Below are 18,412 nucleotides of genomic sequence, written 5' to 3'. Positions count from 1 at the left end.
TCCTAGTCCGTTTCAGCGGCTACCATTTCGATGGCATGACAAGGGCACTGCAAATAGCAGGCTTCGCAGCCGGTGCACTTATCGTAATCAACCTTGTATCCCTTACCTTTTCCTAGCCGGGTAATTGCACCCTGAGGACAGGCACCAAAACAGCCATCACATTCAAAACAGTTACCACAGGAGTAGCAACGCTGGGCTTCAAACAGGGCTTCTTGTTCTGTTAAACCACCAAAGACTTCGTCAAACGAAGTGGCACGTTGTACGACGGGAATCGCTGGCTGCTCACTCTTGTCAGCATCGGTTTTATACCAGAGATGTAACTTGTCGTAGCGGATAAGCGGTTGTTTGGAGATTTTGCTGAAGGTACGTTTATTCAGGAAAGCATCGATATGTGCAGCGGCTTTCTTACCGTGACCGACTGCGATAGTAACCGTGCGATCACTTGGCACCATATCACCACCGGCAAATAGCCCATGATAACCAGTCATCATCTGCTCATTGACGATAACGGTGCCGTCTTTTTTGTGCTCAACCCCCGGTATAGACTGCGTCAATCTGGTATCGATATTCTGACCGAGAGCCAGGATCAGCGAATCCGCTTCGACGGTTTCAAACTCACCCGTTGGCAGCGGGCGACCATTGTCGTCTATCGCCATTTTCTCAAGGGTAAAGGTGGTGCCATCAATCTGGTTAATCGTGCGCTGCCAGTGAAATTCCACCCCTTCTTCCATCGCTTCTACGCATTCAAAGTCATGGGCTGGCATGTGAGCACGGTCGCGACGGTAAATCACCTTCACATCGGCACCCAAACGCCTGGCCGTTCGCGCGGCATCCATCGCGGTATTACCACCACCATACACCGCGACACGTTTGCCCAGTGCTGGCGCAGTATTCATTTCTATTGCTCGCAGATAAGACACTGCATCGTTCACTTTGCCGGGATCATCGTTCGGAATATCCAGCCCCCGCCCGACATGCGCTCCTATGGCGAGAAAGACGGCGTCAAATTGCCCTCTGACTTTTTCTGCCAGCAGATCTTCAACGGTATGGTTGAGTACAATCTTGATGCCCATTGCTTCAATACGGGCGATTTCACTTCCCAGAATATCGCGGGGTAAGCGGTAGGCAGGAATACCGAAATGCATCATGCCGCCAGCCATCGGCGCTGCATCGCGGATCTCTACATCATGCCCTTTACGTTTCAGGTGATACGCCGTTGCTAAGCCACTCGGACCAGCCCCGACTATTAATATCCGCTTGCCGGTTGGCTGCGCATCAACACGCACTTGCCAGCCTTTTGCTATCGCCTGATCACCCAGAAAACGCTCAACCGCATGAATGCTGACAGCCTGATCAACATCGGCACGGTTACAGGCAGATTCACACGGGTGATAACAGACGCGGCCATGGATCGCCGGCATCGGGTTGTTTTTGATCAAAGCCTGAAACGCTTCTTCGTATTGTTCTTCCTGCGCTAACGACAGCCATTCCTGAATATTACTGCCGGTTGGGCAAGCATGGTTACAAGGCGGCAGGGAGTTGGAATAGATGGGAAATTTTGTTCTGACTGGTCCCGATCCCTTTTTGAGGGTGAGATCCGGCGGAAGGGTCATATCCTTTGGACAATTGCTCATAATGCTCTACCTTTCTCTAAGTGCCAAGAGGCACAATAAAGAGCAAGCCACTCAATTCCATTTTTATGAGAAGCTTGCTGTTTCACATCGCTTTTTGTCTGTTATTCTGCTTTGTCGGTACAACGGACTAGCTTTTAGGTGTAGATTTTTAGGTGTTGCTTTGTAGGGTAGATGTCGACAATTTAAACGATGAATATTTTTTCCATAAAAAAGTGTAGCTGTTCAAGTCTAAGCTGTTTCATTAAACAGCAACGAGATGAATAGCTACATTTCACACAAAACTTAAACCGCTACGCAGGTTCCTGCTTTTTCAGCCAGCACATCGAGGCCTTGTTCTAACGCGCCGATATACGCTCGACCGCCAAACTGGGCAAACTCAGCTGCAGCCTCAACTTTCGGCCCCATCGAGCCGGCAGGAAATTCATATTCACTTAGCTCAGCAGGTGTCGCTGAACGCAGCGCACGTTGCTGATCTGTTCCCCAGTCGAGATAAACGGCATCAGCATCAGTCAGGATCAGCAGCTTGTCGGCATTTAACTGTTTCGCCAGTAACGTTGCGGAAAGATCTTTATCAATCACCCCTTCTACGCCCTGATAACCGAATTCTGAACGGCACACCGGGATCCCGCCGCCGCCACAGCAAATAACCATTTGTCCGGCATCGAGCAAGGTATCAATTGAAGTTTTATCGAGAATATTCATTGGCTTCGGCGATGGCACAACACGGCGTAAAAACTCACCATCACGTTTCATGATCCAATTATTGGCTTCAGCTAAAATACCGGCTTCGTCTTCGTTATAAATAGGGCCGACAAATTTGGTAGGATCGAGCATACTCGGATCATCAGCATCGACTTCGATACGCGTTAGCAAACTCGCGACCTGAGTCTCCGGCATCAGGTTTTGCAACTCCTGAGCCAGCATATACCCGATCATGCCTTCGCTTTCCGCCCCAAGGACATCTAATGGATATGGCGCTACTTTATCGTAAGCAAGATTCTGTAATGCTAACAACCCTACTTGCGGACCATTACCATGCACAATAGCAATACGGTATTCTCGCGAAATTTCGGCTATCGCTTTGGCGGCAATTTTGATATTGGCCAATTGGTTTTCAAAGCTCGGCGCATCACCGCGTCGTAAAAGTGCATTACCGCCTAAGGCAACGACAGCTATCGGTTTCATATTGACTCCTTTATTTATAGTTGTGGTTTATCCCTTCTCTCAGCGGGCTCTTTTAGCCTTCCAGCTTCTGCCGAAGAAAAGGATCGCGACGAATAAAGCGGCCATTCCCGGCTTTCCCCATAAATTCGCCATTGCACGACACTACCTCACCACGGCTGATGGTCATTACTGGCCAGCCATGGCTTTGCATTGCTTCATACGGGGTATAATCGGTATTGTCGTGCAATAAATCGTGGCTGACGGTGACTTGCTGTTCCGGATCAAACAGCACTAAATCAGCATCAGAACCGGCTGCCAGACACCCTTTTTGTGGATAGATTCCAAAGAGTTTGGCTGGCATATAACTGGTTAATTCAACAAAGCGGCTTGGGCTGATGCGCCCTTTCATGACGCCTTCAGAAAACAGCAACGGCATTCGGGTTTCGACCCCCGGCATACCATTCGGGCAAGCGGTAAAATTATCTTTGCCACGCTGTTTCTGAGTCTGGTAAGTGAATGAGCAATGATCGGTTGCGACCGTATCAATGCTGCCGTCGATTAATCCCGACCACAGCTTTTCCAACTCTTCTTTCGGGCGTAATGGCGGGCTGAGAATATATTTCAACGCATCTTCCCGCTCATAGCAGCTGTCATCAAGCAGCAGATATTGCGGGCAGGTTTCGGCCCAGACCGGTTGGCCGTTACGGCGGGCTAAACGAATGTAATCCAAACCTAAGCCGTTAGATAAGTGGACGATATAAAGCGGTGCGTCATCAGCCAGCCTGGCCAGATTGATCATTCTGCCAATAGCTTCTGCTTCGCATTCTAATGGGCGGCTGATGGCATGGTATTTCGGAGCTGTTTTACCAGATTCAAGCAACTGAGTGCGACGAAATGCTATCGCAGCATCGTTTTCCGGATGAACCGTGGTTAAGGCATTTACCTGGTTCAATCGGGTCAGTGCACGAAGTGCAGATTCGTCATCCAGCTTGTAACCGTAGGTGAGATAAAGCTTAAAACTGGAAATCCCTTCCTGCTCAACCATGGAGGCCATTTCGTCCAGGATCTCGTCATTAACGTGCTGGATGACACCATGAAAGCTGTAGTCAATAACCGCTTTATCTTTGGCACTCTCTTTATAGACATTGAGTTGGTGGTGAAGGTTACAGCCCTTTGGCCCGAAACCCATATGATCGATGATCATGGTGGTGCCACCACATGCGGCTGAACGGGTGCCGGTATAAAAATCATCGCAGCTGCGAGCGATTCCAACATCAAGATTAAAGTGGGTATGAACGTCAATACCACCGGGCATGACGTACATACCTGTGGCATCAATGATCTTCGTCTCTGCCGGGTAGTCACTTATCGACGGTGCTATTTGGGCAATTTTGCCATCGACAATAAGAATTTCCTGGTTGGTTTCGCTATCTGCATCAACCACGATGCCATGCTTAATTAAGGTAGCGCTGGCCTTTTTATTACCAGTATCAATCGGGGAATGATCGCTTTGCATCATAACGCTATCCTTTTTGTATGCTCTTAATACATTAAAATATTAATCGTTTATATCGTTGATATTTCGTACAAAAACAAAGAAAAAAGCGCGAGGTTTAACATTAGAAATGAGCGCTTTGGACGCAATTCATGTACGGAATAACAAAGATGCAAAAGCCATCCCGAGGGGGATATGTGGCCAGCTCTCAGGCAGAGCGAGCTGGCACCCTCGGGACGGAAGTCGGTATCAATGTCGGCTACTCACCAACAATGCTGATTACTTTTCATCTAACTGCTTCAGGTACATCTGCGGGATCACAGCGTACATAGCAGCACATGTCACCAAGTGGTCTTTCCAGGTTTTCTCGTTTGGCGCGTGTGCTTCTGGCTCTTTACCCGGACCGAAGCCAATCACTGGAATGCCGTAACGGCCCATGATAGAAACGCCGTTCGTTGAGAACGTCCACTTATCAACAGTTGGTTTCTTGTCGAACAGAAGCTCATATGATGCTTCCAGCGTTTTAGTCGCTACATGCTCTTCATCAATTAACCAAGTTGGGAAGTAGCACTCAGTTGGGTATACCAGTCCGGTGTAAGCAGGACGGTTATATTCGTACATAGAAACAACCGCTTCAGATTCTTGTACCGCAGGTAGCGCACGAATTTCGTCTAGTGCACCTTCCCATGTTTCGCCCCAAGTTAAGCGACGGTCAATAGACACTGCACAGCTATCTGCCACTGCACAACGGCTTGGTGAGGTGAAGAAAATTTCAGACACGGTTAGTGTGCCTTTGCCCAGGAATTCGTCATCCTTAAGGTTATGAGAAAGCCCTTCAAGTTGGTTAAGAATTGGACCCATCTTAAAGATTGCGTTATCACCGCGCTCTGGTGCAGAGCCGTGACAGCTCACACCTGCAACATCAACACGAATTTCCATACGGCCACGCTGACCACGATAGATTTGGCAATCTGTTGGCTCTGTTGATACCACGAACTCAGGACGGATTTTGCTTTCTTCAATGATGTACTGCCAGCAAAGACCATCGCAGTCTTCTTCCTGAACCGTACCTGTTACCAGTAAGGTATATTCGTCTTCAAGACCCAAGTCTTTGATGATCTTACCGGCGTAGACCATAGATGCCATGCCGCCTTCCTGATCAGACGCACCACGACCACCGATGATTTCATCGTCTTCCATGCCCTGATACGGGTCGAATTCCCAGTTATCCATGTTACCGACACCGACGGTATCGATGTGTGCATCCATAGCAATAAGGTGCGGACCATGACCGATCCAGCCCAATACATTACCCATTGGGTCGATTTCTACTTTATCGAAACCAACTTTTTCCATCTCTTCTTTAATGCGCAGTACTACTTTTTCTTCGTCGCAGCTTTCGCTTGGAATCGCAATCATATCGCGCAGAAAACGGCTCATGTCTGCTTTATATTCTTGGGCTTTTTCTAGGACAGTGTCGAAAGGGATGTTCATTGTCATTTTAATTCTCCTTGGGCCGGATGGTGGTCATCACACCCGACATGATCTATTTTCAAGGCACCCTGCACTTTTGATGACGCGTACAGGACGCTAATTAATTCAGTGATTCTTTAAATGCGTCTTTGGTTTTTAATTGAAGCTAGTTAGTGCAAGAACAAAGAGAAAGCGCGCATTTCTTAATAAACAAAAGCAATGGATAGAAATGAGCACTTTCGATGCAGTCTTTGTGCTAACTAGCAAAAATAAATCATCAAAGAGTTGGGTGTTTGCCTTGCCATACCACTTCACGATAATGGACCGGATCAGTGTCACCTTCGGTGTTGATCAGCAGCACAACAGAGTCTTTTGTCAGCCCCATTCTTGCCATCAGTTCTTCTCGCTGTGGATGGTAATGAATGGCAGCCAGCAAGCCTGCACCCACCGCGCCGGATTCACCGGATACCACACGAGGGTCAGAACCTAATGGATTGCCGAGTACACGCATACCAAGCGCAGCTACGTTATCCTGGCAGGAGACAAACTGTGTACTACAGTCGCGCAGTACTGGCCAGCCGAGTGGATTTGGTTCGCCACACGCTAAACCAACCATGATGGTGGCAAGATCGCCGTCAACATTGACCATGCCACCGTCTTCACTGATACCAGAACGGTAAATACAGTCAGCCTGATCCGGTTCAACCACCACAGAATGCAGGTTGTCCGCACCAAATTTGTCGCAGAGATAACCCAGTACCCCACCCGCCATTGCACCGACACCGGCTTGCAAGAAGACATGAGTCGGCTGGTTGATGCCTTGGCTTTGCATCTGATCTACGGCTTCTGCCGCCAGGGTGGTATATCCTTGCATGATCCAAGTTGGGATCTTGGTATAACCTTCCCAAGCGGTATCTTGAACCACTTTCCAACCGCACTCTTCTGCCGTTTTAATGGCTAAACGTACGGTATCGTCGTAATTCATATCAGTAACGATGCATTTTGCACCCAGTGCGCGAATGTTATTTACTCGCTCATCCGCCGCGCCTTTAGGCATATAAACCACAGCGTTCTGACCTAGTTTATTGGCAGCCCAAGCGACACCGCGACCGTGGTTACCATCGGTTGCCGTTGCAAAGGTCATTTTTTCTGTGATGTCGTTTTTCAGCTTGTCGAAATCAAACGTGTTGATATCAAGCTGGTATTCATCACAAAGCAGACGGGCAATGGCATACGCACCACCCAGCATCTTAAATGCACATAGATCGAAGCGGTATGCTTCGTCTTTTACGAGAATTTTGCCAACACCAATTTCTTTGGCTAAGCAATCGAGTGATTGCAACGGTGTTGGTTTGTAGCCTTCAACTTTTTGATGGAAGGCGCGGGCTTTTTCCGCTTCATCAATGGTGAAAAGAGAAGATTGCTGACCGTTATAATGGCGGTTATCGGCTATCTCCATTTTTAGAGAGAATGTAGACACGACCAGACCTCATTGATGTGAATAGAAAGAAATGCGGGGATAACTGGAATCTGTTACCCCGCGAAAGGGTTAGCATTTAGCTAAGCTTTATTTCATTGATAATGACGATAAATGATTATTTAACGCGCTCTTCGTACTCGTCGAGTAACTGTTGCAGTACGGCACCTGGTTCCTGGTACTTGCGGTTCATGATCATGGCTGCAATCACATACGGCTTCCAGCTGGCTTCTTTGTAAGTCGCGATGCGGTATTTTTCGAATACAGATTCTTCGACTTCACCTTCTTTACAAGAAACGCCTGTGATATCGGCAGGTAGGCAGTGCATGTACAACGCTTCACCATCTTTGGTGTGCTTCATCATTTCTTCAGTGCAGTGCCAGTCTTTGTGGTTGGCATTCTGAGCCAGACACTCTTGCTCAAGCGCTTTCAGGCCGTCATGGTCATTGGCACGAAGTAGCTCGGTACGACGCTCCATTACCTGATAAGGTGCCCATGATTTTGGATAAACAATATCTGCGTCTTGGAATGCCTCTTCCATTGAAGCAACCTGAGTAAAGCTACCACCAGATGCTTCTGCATTTTGGCGTGCTTGTTCGACAACTTCAGGGATAAGGTCATAGCCTTCAGGGTGCGCAAGCGTCACGTCCATACCAAAGCGAGTCATCAGGCCGATAATGCCTTGTGGCACAGAAAGTGGTTTGCCGTAGCTTGGCGAGTAAGCCCAAGTCATCGCAATTTTCTTGCCTTTCAACTTCTTGATGTCACCGAAATGCTCTTCCAACCAGGCGAGATCAGCCATAGATTGTGTTGGGTGGTCAATATCGCACTGAAGGTTAACCAATGCAGGACGATTAGGCAGTACGCCCTCTTTCACGCCTTCATCTAACGCTTCGCCAACTTCGCGCATGTAGGCATTACCAGCACCTAAATACATGTCATCACGAATACCAATGGCATCGGCACAGAATGAAATCATGTTTGCTGTTTCACGCACGGTTTCGCCGTGAGCGATTTGTGATTTACCTTCGTCGAGATCTTGCTGAGCAAGGCCCAACATATTAATTGCCGAAGCGTAAGAGAAACGAGTACGGGTTGAGTTATCGCGGAATAGCGAAATACCTAAACCATTTTTGAATACGTTAGTTGCGATATTCTCCTGGCGCATTGCTTTTAAAACCTGCGCAGTTTTTAATACACGCTCCAGTTCTTCAGGGCTCTGCTCCCAGGTCAATAGGAAATCTTTATTATGAAGTTCTGACTTTAGTTCATTGATTTCCTTGATAAGTTCATTGATGCTTTTCATTTTATTCTTCCCAGTAATTAATTCGATATCCAGTGATTAGTCTGTTATCAGGTTAGAAATTCGTTATTAAGCCCGTGGCTGGAAAACTCTGTCGGGTCATAACAGACGTCTGATTCTCTTAATCCAATAACTATGCCAATAACAGAAATTAAAACAAAAAAAAGCTTTTACCATTTAAAAACAAAAGGTTATGAGGTGGGCCATTTTTATCTGCGTATTCTTTATCTCAATCATTGCTATCACTGACTATCAGAGATAGCGACCAAAATGATAGCGACTCGATGTCGGTTTATCATATTGATATCTGGGTGTGATCTACCTATCAATTCCTATTGCACATCGCAATTCCGCCATAAAATCCTGATGCACATCAAACTGGTGACTATTAATGTTGATGAAAGTATTAATGTTGATTAAGTTAGTACGGTCTTTTCATTTAGAAATAGATTTATACTATGTTGAATACACTTCACCAGTCCGAATTAATGCAGTTACAGCCCACGATACTGCGATTCACGCAAATGCTTTCAGCCGTCTTACAGTTAGACGCGGAAGTGGTTGATGCTGATCTAGTTCGTATCGCTGGTACCGGCCCTTACAGTAAGTTTTTTGGAAAAAAACTGAATACCACCTCAAGAATATTCCGCTATATCCTTGAAACCCATCAGGAAAAAGTTGTAGTCAAGTCACGGGTCGATCCTATTTGTGATGGTTGTTCCAATAAAGAAAGTTGTCGTGAAACCGCCTTTTTAGGCGTACCGATTATGCTCGAAGACCGATGCATCGGTGTGATTAGTCTGGTGGCGTTTACTGAAGAGTCACGGGAAAAGATAAAAGAAAACGTCCAGTTATTCTCTGACTATATCCGGCATATTTCTCAAATTTTCGTCTCTAAAGTGCTGGAGTCGGGAGACACCGATAATGGACTGAGTAAAGTATTTACCAGCCTGATTGAAAATATGGATCAGGGGGTACTGGTACTTGATGACAATGACCGAGTGAAATACGGCAACGATCAGGCTTTGAATAACCTGAATATTTCCCGTGACGAATTAGCCCATATCGCTGTCAATATTCAGCCGTTGTCTTTCCATAACAATGAACTAAAAGGCCACCAACAACATATTATTTCATTAGGCGAACGCCAGGAGCTGGTTGTTGGCCAATTCCATGATATTCATGGACATCAGTTATTTTTAATGGCTTTCTACCAGCCCAATACTTCTTTTGAGATTGGCAAACCATCACAGCAATTGCACAGCGTCATTGGCGACTGCAAGCAAATGCAGACACTCAAAACGTTGATTAGTCGTATTGCCGCAAGCCCTTCAAGTGTATTAATTAACGGTGAAAGCGGGACAGGCAAAGAAGTCATCGCCCACGCGGTGCACAATCTGAGTGATCGCACCGATAAACCCTTTGTGGCCATCAACTGCGCCGCAATTCCAGATCAGCTGCTTGAAAGCGAACTATTCGGCTATGTTAAAGGTGCCTTTACCGGCGCATCCAATAAAGGTAAGACCGGTCTGATCCAGGCTGCCAATAAAGGCACTCTGTTCTTAGATGAAATTGGCGACATGTCGATGACGTTGCAGGCCAAACTGCTGCGTGTTCTTGAAGAGCGCGAAGTCATGCCTATTGGTTCCAACACTCCCGTTCCCGTCGATATTCGTATAATTTCAGCGACGAATCGTAATTTTTCCGAAATGATCGCGACCAACAAATTCCGCGAAGATCTTTATTATCGACTGAATGTCATTCCTATCCATCTTCCGCCACTTAAAGATCGTCAGGGAGATGTCGACATACTGGTGCATTACTTCCTTGATATTCACACCCGGAAAATCGGTGTTGGCTATCCGGGCATTACACCCAATGTCATGACCCGGCTAAACAGCTATAACTGGCCGGGGAATGTACGGGAGCTCAGCAACTTAATCGAGTACCTGGTGAATGTTGTACCTGCCGGAGATATGATTGATGTCGATTTACTGCCACCTTATTTTGAGCGTACTGCCTGCGAGAAACGAACCGAGCAGCACAATATTGATGACAGTACAATGAGCCTTGAGGAGATGGAAAAGATCCGTATCGAAGAGGCGATTAATCGCTTAGGTAATCGTAAGTTAGTCGCAGAAGAGTTAGGAATAGGTATTGCTACATTATACCGTAAGATCAAGAAGTTCGAGTTAAGCTCTCATCATGCCTAATACCAACCGGGATAATAGTCTGGCCATTCAGCGAGAATGAAAGGGTTCAGATACAAGGCGCTTGATTGTAGGTGTATTCATATCCATCAAAATCAAGCAACGCAGTAGCTGAGCCCTTTCAACTCGCCCTTCGGGAGCGTGTCAGCCGTTCGATAGCTACTCCAAATTATTTTGATGTAGAACGACTATATCTTCATCAATTTGGCTTGCTCTCAAACGGCTGGCAACGCTCTGAATTAACCAGATTATTGTCCCGGTTGGTATATTTCACTTCATTCATGGCTAACGACAAAACCCGCTAAATGCGGGTTTTGTTTATTAAGGTGGTCAATACTAAAAAATCAGAACGATACTGTGACGCCGGCTATGGGTAGTACAAGATCTGCAATGATTAGATCAACAATACTGAGCGGGTCGCCGCCTAATTCTGAATCATCTTCGCTACCATTACAAACTAACGCTAAGTCGTAAGCACCTAAAGAGACATAACCTACTTCAAATTGACCTTCTCCGGAGGTGGTATCAACCTCTACCGCTGCAGATGTAAAGGGTTCAAAGTCTGAGCCTAAATCACCATACTCTTCCGTTGATGCCGGGTAGATATAAACAAACGCATCATTAAGGTTACCGAGGCACGCTTCACTGCCCACCGTGCCATCAATGTGAGCGACACCTTCGTTGTTCACCAGACGTACACCACGAGGCTTCAGTTGATAGCCATTCGCGTTTTCAACCATACTCTTACGAAGATCAAACTCCAGGGTGTAAGCCTGAGTTGCATCTGCAGTAACATCAAAGCCATCCAGCTTTAATTCACCGCTTGGAACCTTAATTCCCTCAACATTATCAGTGTCTGTCACCACATGAGAATACGGTGTGCCGTCGCTGTAAGTCCCCTTTTCCAGTACCGATAATCGCATCTGGGTATATTTGCCGGCTTCCATCACTTCATCGCTGAGTACCTGTAGTGAATCGTTACCCTGATAAGCCATCAGGTTGATCACCATAAATTCAGAATTGCCAGTATCAGCGCCAGGTATTGTCATACCCGCAGGAATACACTCAGGTGAGCTTTGATCGGCAGCAAAAGAGGTGGTACCCCAGCTTGATTCACCTCCATCGGTATGGTGTACCGATATTTGATCAAACGCGACACAAACCTGCTCAAGACCATCCACAGTTGCATCTGAAAAGGCCAATGAAAATTTTCCGGTTCCGCTCCCTGTATCAGAAGAACCACCGCCGCCACACCCAGCCAGCATTAAACCAACAAACCCTGCAATTACTGCTTTTTTCACTGCTACACCCTCACAATTATTATGTGCCGGAGAATAACGTGCTTAGGTTTCTTGTTGTAGGTCATGGCTCAAAGCAAGGGATATTCTGACAATCAATTGACATTGAAGGTGCAACTTGATGGCTATATGTACATTTATCAATCATATTTGTCGGCGTGATACAGAAAGCTAGAATCTAGGACCTAGAAACGAGAATCTAGAACCTAGAACCTAGAACCTAGAACCTAGAACCTAGAACCTAGAACCTAGAACCTAGAACCTAGAACCTAGAACCTAGAACCTAGCTTAAATACGTTCGAAACTGCTTTAAAAGCTCAGTACTTTATCGGCATTCAGTGTCCATAACGATAGATCATCCAATGTGCCAATTTCAGCACCTTCAATCAGTGGTAACATAGACAAACCGCGCGCATCCGCACAGGTCTTGCACAGTTTCACTTCCGCTCCCTGGGCCAACAGGATTTCCAGCATTTGCTGAATGTTGTAACCCTCAGATGGCGTCTGCTTTACTAACGCACAGCTAACTGAATCTGACATCAAAAAGAGCTGCAACCGGGTTTCCTGGTGCTCTTGTTCGTTCAAATTGATCGCCAGCCGTAACGCATTGAATGAACGTTCAGAGCCGTAAGGCGCCTCATTTAAGATAAAAAGAATATTTTGCATAGTCATCACTTATACCCAAACTACTTCAAGATGCATGAATCAGAGCTTCCTCTGGGAATTCAATTCTAGCGAAATGTGTGTAGGAATGGCATCCCCTTTCAAGCACATTTTGCGCGGAAGTGAATTTCCAGAGGAGCTCCCAAAGGGCGAGTTTCATTGGCTTTTATACTGCGTTAGCCATACTCCAAATAGAACCACTATTCGCTTATATGGCTGCCTTGCCTAAAAGCCACTGAATTCTCGCTGAACACTGCATCTTGAAGTGGTTTGGGTATATTAGTTTGAAGGCTGAAAAACAGTAAATGCTTTACACTTACTGAGGTATACTTTATTGCAAAACAGAGGTTATATTTCTGATTTAGCTCTATTTTTATGAACTTAAGGTACAAACCCGGCAATGATGGACTTTGATGCACTCTTAACCCTTTCCGAAAATGGCAAAGTGTTTGCCAACCCTCGACGCGTGGCACTGCTAAAAGCAGTTCAGGTGACGGGATCGATAAGTCAGGGCGCTAAACAGGCAGGGATCAGTTACAAAGCCGCCTATGATGCGATCAAAGATATGAATAGTCGCTCCAAGGAACCTTTAGTCACCAGCGAAAAAGGGGGAAAAGGCGGAGGTGGTGCATCTCTCACCCATTTCGGTGAACGGATTATTCAGATGTACGATCTGCTGGATAAAATCCAGGATATGGGACTAAAAGCGTTAAACGATGAGAACGCGCCATTACATAGCCTGCTTGGTGTGATGAGTAAATTTTCATTACAAACCAGTGCCCGCAATCAGTTATTTGGCACCATTAGTCATATTGAGCGTCATGAACTCCATGATCTCATTTTTATAGCATTAAACGACAACCAGCATATTTCAGCGACAATTACTCATGGCAGCACAGTAAGACTACAGCTCGAAACCGGCAAAGATGTCGTCGCACTGATCAAAGGGCCATCCGTTGTGGTAGTAAATGAAACGTCCTCTGAATTACCTTACGACAATCAGCTAAAAGGCAATATTAAAGCCATCAGTCGCGGTAAAACTTCAGCAGAAGTCACCGTCGGCCTTAATGAGGTTGATGAAGTGTGTGCGTTCGTCGATAACCCAATTCTGGCAGATACCGACTTAGCTATTGGTGAGAAGATCTACGCCTGCTTTCATTCCACCCAGGTCATTATTGCGACAATGTGCTAGTTTTTTCACACTCCCCCTAGATGCAAAGCCCACTAATAGTGTCGATAACCAAACCACCAGCAGTAACACCGCTAACAGCATACCAACGAGTGACACTCGTGTAAGTCATACCTTTTTTTAAGCGAAACCAACAAAAATGTGACTGAAACCTGTTCAAGCAATAGCATAATAAACGATGAATTTACCGATGATACGACCATGCCTGATTGCATTCACTGTAAGCATCCAATAGTACCAATCGATAAAAATTCAAAGAGACAACTCCTACAGCAAGTCCCTATTACCGCCTCACGCTGATTTTATATTGTGATCCACCCCTCCATTTATTCGGCTCGGGTATATTTAGGGCCGATCTCAATCACACTTTGCGATAATCCAGAGTGCAATTCATCACTTTTCAAACTACATTTTAGCCATCGAAACGTTTGCGTAAACGTTTCGATGGCATAAAACAGCCAATTCAGAGATTAATAACTACGATTGGCTAAACTCATAAAGCATCACCACCATGAATTATTAAAGGTGCTACCCATGAAGAAAAACGCACTCATCAACGCCGATCTGTCCTATGTCATTGCGACTCTAGGTCATACCGATGAAGTCACCATTTGCGACGCTGGATTGCCGATCCCTGATGAGACACAACGTATCGATCTCGCATTAATTCCTGGCGTCCCTACTTTTATCGATACCGTCAAAGCTGTTTTAGGTGAAATGCAAATTGAAGGCGTTGTACTTGCAGAAGAGTTTGCACAAGTCAGCCCGGAATTACACCAAGCGCTGATTGCACTGATCCGCGAAGAAGAAACGTTATGCAATAAGAAAATCACCGTTTCTTACGTCAGCCACGAAGCATTCAAAGTACATACGCAAAACAGTAAAGCAGTAATTCGCACAGGTGAATGCACGCCTTATGCGAACGTAATTTTCCAGTCAGGCGTTGTTTTTTAACCCCTCGACTTTCGGAATAATCGCAAGGAGCTGACATGAACCAGCCAATTTTAGAACTTAAAGGCATCGAAAAAGCATTCCCTGGCGTAAAAGCCTTAGACAACGCTTGTTTGAATGTTTACCCGGGTAAGGTCATGGCCTTGCTGGGTGAGAACGGTGCCGGTAAGTCAACCCTGATGAAATCGTTAACGGGTATCTATGCCATGGATGCCGGTGAAATCCGCTATCAGGGCCAGCCTGTAAATTTCGATGGACCGCGACACTCTCAGGAAGCAGGGATCAGTATTATTCACCAGGAATTAAACCTGATCCCTGAACTGACTATTGCTGAAAATATTTTCCTCGGCCGTGAAAAAACCAATGCGTTTGGTGGCATCAAATGGTCTGAGATGTATCGTGAAGCCGATGCGCTTCTGCAACGCCTGAATGTGAGCCACCACTCACGTCAGTTACTGGGTGAACTGAGCCTTGGTGAGCAACAGATGGTTGAAATTGCCAAAGCCCTGTCGTTCAAGTCACAGGWCATCATCATGGATGAGCCGACAGATGCTCTGACAGACACTGAAACCGAATCACTGTTCAAAGTGATCAACGAGCTGCGCGATGAAGGCTGCGGCATCGTTTATATCTCTCACCGTCTGAAAGAAATCTTTGAAATCTGCGATGACATCACCGTTCTTCGCGATGGTAAGTTCATCGGTGAACGCCGGGTTGCTGACATTGATGAAGACGGGCTGATTGAAATGATGGTCGGCCGCCGCTTAGAAGAACAATACCCACGTATAGACGCCACACATGGCACAACCTGCCTGGAAGTAAAAAACCTGTCAGGCTCAGGTGTTCACAATGTGAACTTCAAGCTTGATCGCGGCGAGATCCTCGGCGTATCCGGCCTGATGGGTGCTGGCCGAACTGAACTGATGAAAATTATTTATGGAGCACTGCACCGTGATTCCGGCGATATCGTATTAAATGGCAAAGTCATTAATCCGATCTCACCACATGATGGCCTTGCTAACGGTATTGCTTATATTTCTGAAGACCGTAAAGGTGATGGGCTTGTCTTAGGGCTATCTGTAAAAGAAAACATGTCGCTTTGTGCCTTAGAACAGTTGTCAAAAGGTATGCAGCTTAAACACTACGATGAAGTCACAGCAGTTGAAGACTTTATCCGCCTGTTCAATATCAAGACACCTACCCGCGATCAAATCATTGGCAACTTGTCTGGTGGTAATCAACAGAAAGTCGCCATCGCCAAAGGCCTGATGACCAGACCCAAAGTACTTATTCTTGATGAACCGACACGCGGTGTCGATGTCGGGGCGAAGAAAGAAATTTACCAGCTGATCAACCAGTTCAAAGCCGATGGCATGAGCATCATTTTAGTGTCATCTGAAATGCCTGAAGTACTGGGCATGAGTGATCGCATTATGGTGATGCACGAAGGCCATATCAGTGGCGAATTTATGGCAGCCGATGCCGATCAGGAAAAACTAATGGCTTGCGCTGTTGGTAAAAAAATCAATGAGGTAGCAGCATGAGTGACAACGCTATGACCAAGAATAAGCAATCGACTGAAAAGCATGTTTCACACGCCAATAAGCTTTTTACTAAAGAATGGTTAATTGAACAGAAATCACTAATCGCTTTGATCCTGCTGATCACAGTCGTGTCTTTCCTTAACCCGAACTTTTTTACCGTCGACAACATTCTGAACATTCTTCGTCAAACGTCGGTGAATGCGATTATTGCGGTGGGTATGACGCTGGTTATCTTAACCGCGGGCATTGATTTGAGTGTCGGCTCAGTACTGGCTCTCTGCGGTGCCTTTGCAGCCACCATGATTGGACTGGAAATTCCGGCAATCATTGCAGTGCCAACTGCCCTGCTTGCTGGTGCGGCTTTAGGTGCAATCAGTGGGGTGATCATCGCCAAAGGTAAAGTTCAGGCGTTCATTGCAACGCTGGTAACCATGACTTTATTACGTGGTGTGACCATGGTTTACACTGACGGTCGTCCTATTTCAACGGGCTTTACAGACGTAGCAGATAGCTTCGCTTGGTTCGGTACAGGTTACGCAATGGGTATCCCTGTTCCAATCTGGCTGATGGTAATCGTGTTCGCCTCTGTATGGTACCTGCTCAATCATACCCGCTTCGGTCGTTACATCTACGCACTGGGCGGAAACGAATCGGCAACTCGCTTATCAGGCATCAACGTAGATCGCGTCAAGATTGGCGTCTACGCAATCTGCGGTCTGTTAGCAGCCCTTGCCGCCATCATCGTAACCTCTCGTCTTTCATCCGCTCAGCCTACTGCAGGTATGGGATACGAATTGGATGCGATTGCTGCTGTCGTGCTTGGTGGTACCAGCCTGGCTGGGGGCAAAGGTCGAATCATGGGTACCTTAATCGGTGCTCTGATCATCGGCTTCCTTAACAACGCACTAAACCTGTTAGATGTGTCCTCTTACTACCAGATGATTGCAAAAGCAGTGGTCATTTTGCTGGCAGTACTGGTAGAGACTAAAAAGAAGTAAACCCTAACCCTCTGTGTACCGGGCATCAACGCAATCCCGTATTGAATGCCCGAAAACCTGACCCGAAATATATAAGGAATATAGAATGAAAAAGTTAGCAACCCTAATCTCTGCTGCTGTTCTTTCGGCTTCTTTCAGCACGACTGCTTCTGCACAAGACACGATGGCAATGGTTGTCTCTACGCTGAACAACCCGTTCTTTGTTTCCATGAAAGAAGGCGCTGAAGCGAAAGCAAAAGAGCTGGGCTACAACCTGATTGTTCTGGATTCTCAAAACGACCCGAGCAAAGAGCTTTCTAACGTAGAAGATCTGACTGTTCGCGGCGTTAAGGCGATTCTGATTAACCCTACCGATTCAGATGCGGTATCTAACGCAATTCGTATGGCGAACCGCTCGAACATTCCGGTACTGACTCTTGACCGTGGCGCAAGCCGTGGTGAAGTGGTAAGCCACATTGCTTCTGATAACGTTGCGGGTGGTGAAATGGCCGGTAAGTTCATCATGGAAAAAGTGGGCGAAAAAGCCCGTGTTATCCAGCTTGAAGGCATTGCCGGTACATCTGCCGCTCGTGAGCGTGGTCAAGGCTTCATGAACGCCGTTGAAAGCAGCGGTATGGAGCTACTTGCTAGCCAGCCTGCTGATTTCGACCGTACTAAAGGTCTGAACGTAATGGAAAACATGCTTGCCGCCAACCCAGACGTTCAGGCTGTATTCGCTCAGAACGATGAAATGGCTCTGGGTGCACTTCGCGCTGTTCAGGCTTCAGGTAAAGACGTATTAATCGTTGGCTTTGACGGTACTGAAGACGGTATCGCAGCCGTTAACCGCGGTATTCTGGGCGCAACTATCGCACAACAGCCAGCTCTTATTGGTGCGCTGGGTGTGGAAACTGCTGACAAAGTGCTGAAAGGCGAATCAGTAGAGAAATACATCCCGGTACAACTGAAAGTAATCACGAAATAAGAAACCCCGTGGCGAGTTTCGAGAAACTAGTACCTAGTATCTAGACACT

14 protein-coding genes are annotated in these 18,412 nt (G+C 46.5%); 6 read left to right on the top strand and 8 right to left on the bottom strand.

The annotated features are described in order from the left end of the window. Positions 1-2 precede the first annotated feature (2 nt). The 6 genes from L4D76_RS11890 to ygeW all read right to left on the bottom strand — a co-directional run bounded on the left by L4D76_RS11890 (position 3) and on the right by ygeW (position 8,549). The gene (locus L4D76_RS11890; RefSeq protein ID WP_428441117.1) at positions 3-1,634 is read right to left on the bottom strand and encodes an NAD(P)-binding protein; all 1,632 of its coding nucleotides are present in this window, start codon (positions 1,632-1,634) and stop codon (positions 3-5) included. 282 nt (positions 1,635-1,916) lie between these two features. Continuing rightward, on the bottom strand, positions 1,917-2,819 hold the full coding sequence (gene arcC / locus L4D76_RS11885; RefSeq protein WP_428441116.1) for a carbamate kinase: 903 nt from the start codon (positions 2,817-2,819) through the stop codon (positions 1,917-1,919). A 52-nt stretch (positions 2,820-2,871) separates the two neighbouring features. Beyond that, positions 2,872-4,317 (bottom strand): dihydropyrimidinase, encoded by a 1,446-nt coding sequence (gene hydA / locus L4D76_RS11880; protein WP_428441115.1) that lies wholly within the window; start codon positions 4,315-4,317, stop codon positions 2,872-2,874. Between the two features lie 255 nt (positions 4,318-4,572). After that, entirely contained in the window at positions 4,573-5,793 is a 1,221-nt protein-coding gene (locus tag L4D76_RS11875) for a YgeY family selenium metabolism-linked hydrolase (protein ID WP_428441114.1), read from the bottom strand. A 250-nt stretch (positions 5,794-6,043) separates the two neighbouring features. Next, on the bottom strand, positions 6,044-7,246 hold the full coding sequence (gene dpaL / locus L4D76_RS11870) for a diaminopropionate ammonia-lyase (RefSeq protein WP_428441113.1): 1,203 nt from the start codon (positions 7,244-7,246) through the stop codon (positions 6,044-6,046). Positions 7,247-7,361: 115 nt separating this feature from the next. Next, positions 7,362-8,549: a knotted carbamoyltransferase YgeW gene (gene ygeW, locus L4D76_RS11865; protein WP_428441112.1), complete on the bottom strand. Its 1,188-nt coding sequence runs from the start codon at positions 8,547-8,549 to the stop codon at positions 7,362-7,364. 455 nt (positions 8,550-9,004) lie between these two features. Between ygeW and L4D76_RS11860 the strand changes: the two genes are divergently transcribed. After that, on the top strand, positions 9,005-10,759 hold the full coding sequence (locus L4D76_RS11860) for a sigma 54-interacting transcriptional regulator (RefSeq protein WP_428441111.1): 1,755 nt from the start codon (positions 9,005-9,007) through the stop codon (positions 10,757-10,759). 341 nt (positions 10,760-11,100) lie between these two features. On the opposite strand, the gene L4D76_RS11855 is transcribed toward L4D76_RS11860, so the two are convergent. Together L4D76_RS11855 and L4D76_RS11850 are read right to left on the bottom strand one after the other, a co-directional pair. After that, entirely contained in the window at positions 11,101-12,057 is a 957-nt protein-coding gene (locus L4D76_RS11855) for a DUF4382 domain-containing protein (protein ID WP_428441110.1), read from the bottom strand. 306 nt (positions 12,058-12,363) lie between these two features. Then, entirely contained in the window at positions 12,364-12,720 is a 357-nt protein-coding gene (locus L4D76_RS11850; RefSeq protein WP_428441109.1) for a DsrE/DsrF/TusD sulfur relay family protein, read from the bottom strand. Between the two features lie 397 nt (positions 12,721-13,117). Here L4D76_RS11850 and L4D76_RS11845 point away from each other — a divergent pair, with 397 nt between their 5' ends. From L4D76_RS11845 to rbsB, 5 genes are all read left to right on the top strand, one after another. Beyond that, positions 13,118-13,909 (top strand): TOBE domain-containing protein, encoded by a 792-nt coding sequence (locus L4D76_RS11845; RefSeq protein ID WP_428441108.1) that lies wholly within the window; start codon positions 13,118-13,120, stop codon positions 13,907-13,909. A gap of 531 nt (positions 13,910-14,440) precedes the next feature. Continuing rightward, complete coding sequence (rbsD, locus tag L4D76_RS11840; RefSeq protein WP_428441107.1) at positions 14,441-14,860, top strand: D-ribose pyranase; 420 nt, start codon at positions 14,441-14,443, stop codon at positions 14,858-14,860. Positions 14,861-14,895: 35 nt separating this feature from the next. Further along, positions 14,896-16,401: a ribose ABC transporter ATP-binding protein RbsA gene (gene rbsA / locus L4D76_RS11835; RefSeq protein WP_428441106.1), complete on the top strand. Its 1,506-nt coding sequence runs from the start codon at positions 14,896-14,898 to the stop codon at positions 16,399-16,401. Beyond that, the gene (gene rbsC, locus L4D76_RS11830; RefSeq protein ID WP_428441105.1) at positions 16,398-17,399 is read left to right on the top strand and encodes a ribose ABC transporter permease; all 1,002 of its coding nucleotides are present in this window, start codon (positions 16,398-16,400) and stop codon (positions 17,397-17,399) included. The genes rbsA and rbsC overlap by 4 nt, the downstream gene beginning before the upstream one ends. A gap of 85 nt (positions 17,400-17,484) precedes the next feature. Then, positions 17,485-18,363, top strand: a complete 879-nt coding sequence (gene rbsB / locus L4D76_RS11825; RefSeq protein ID WP_428441104.1) for a ribose ABC transporter substrate-binding protein RbsB — start codon at positions 17,485-17,487, stop codon at positions 18,361-18,363. Positions 18,364-18,412 lie beyond the last annotated feature (49 nt).

Origin of the sequence: Photobacterium sagamiensis (assembly GCF_050337085.1) — a bacterium.
Lineage (GTDB): Bacteria > Pseudomonadota > Gammaproteobacteria > Enterobacterales > Vibrionaceae > Photobacterium > Photobacterium sagamiensis.
This window is presented reverse-complemented; position numbering and strand designations above follow the sequence as displayed.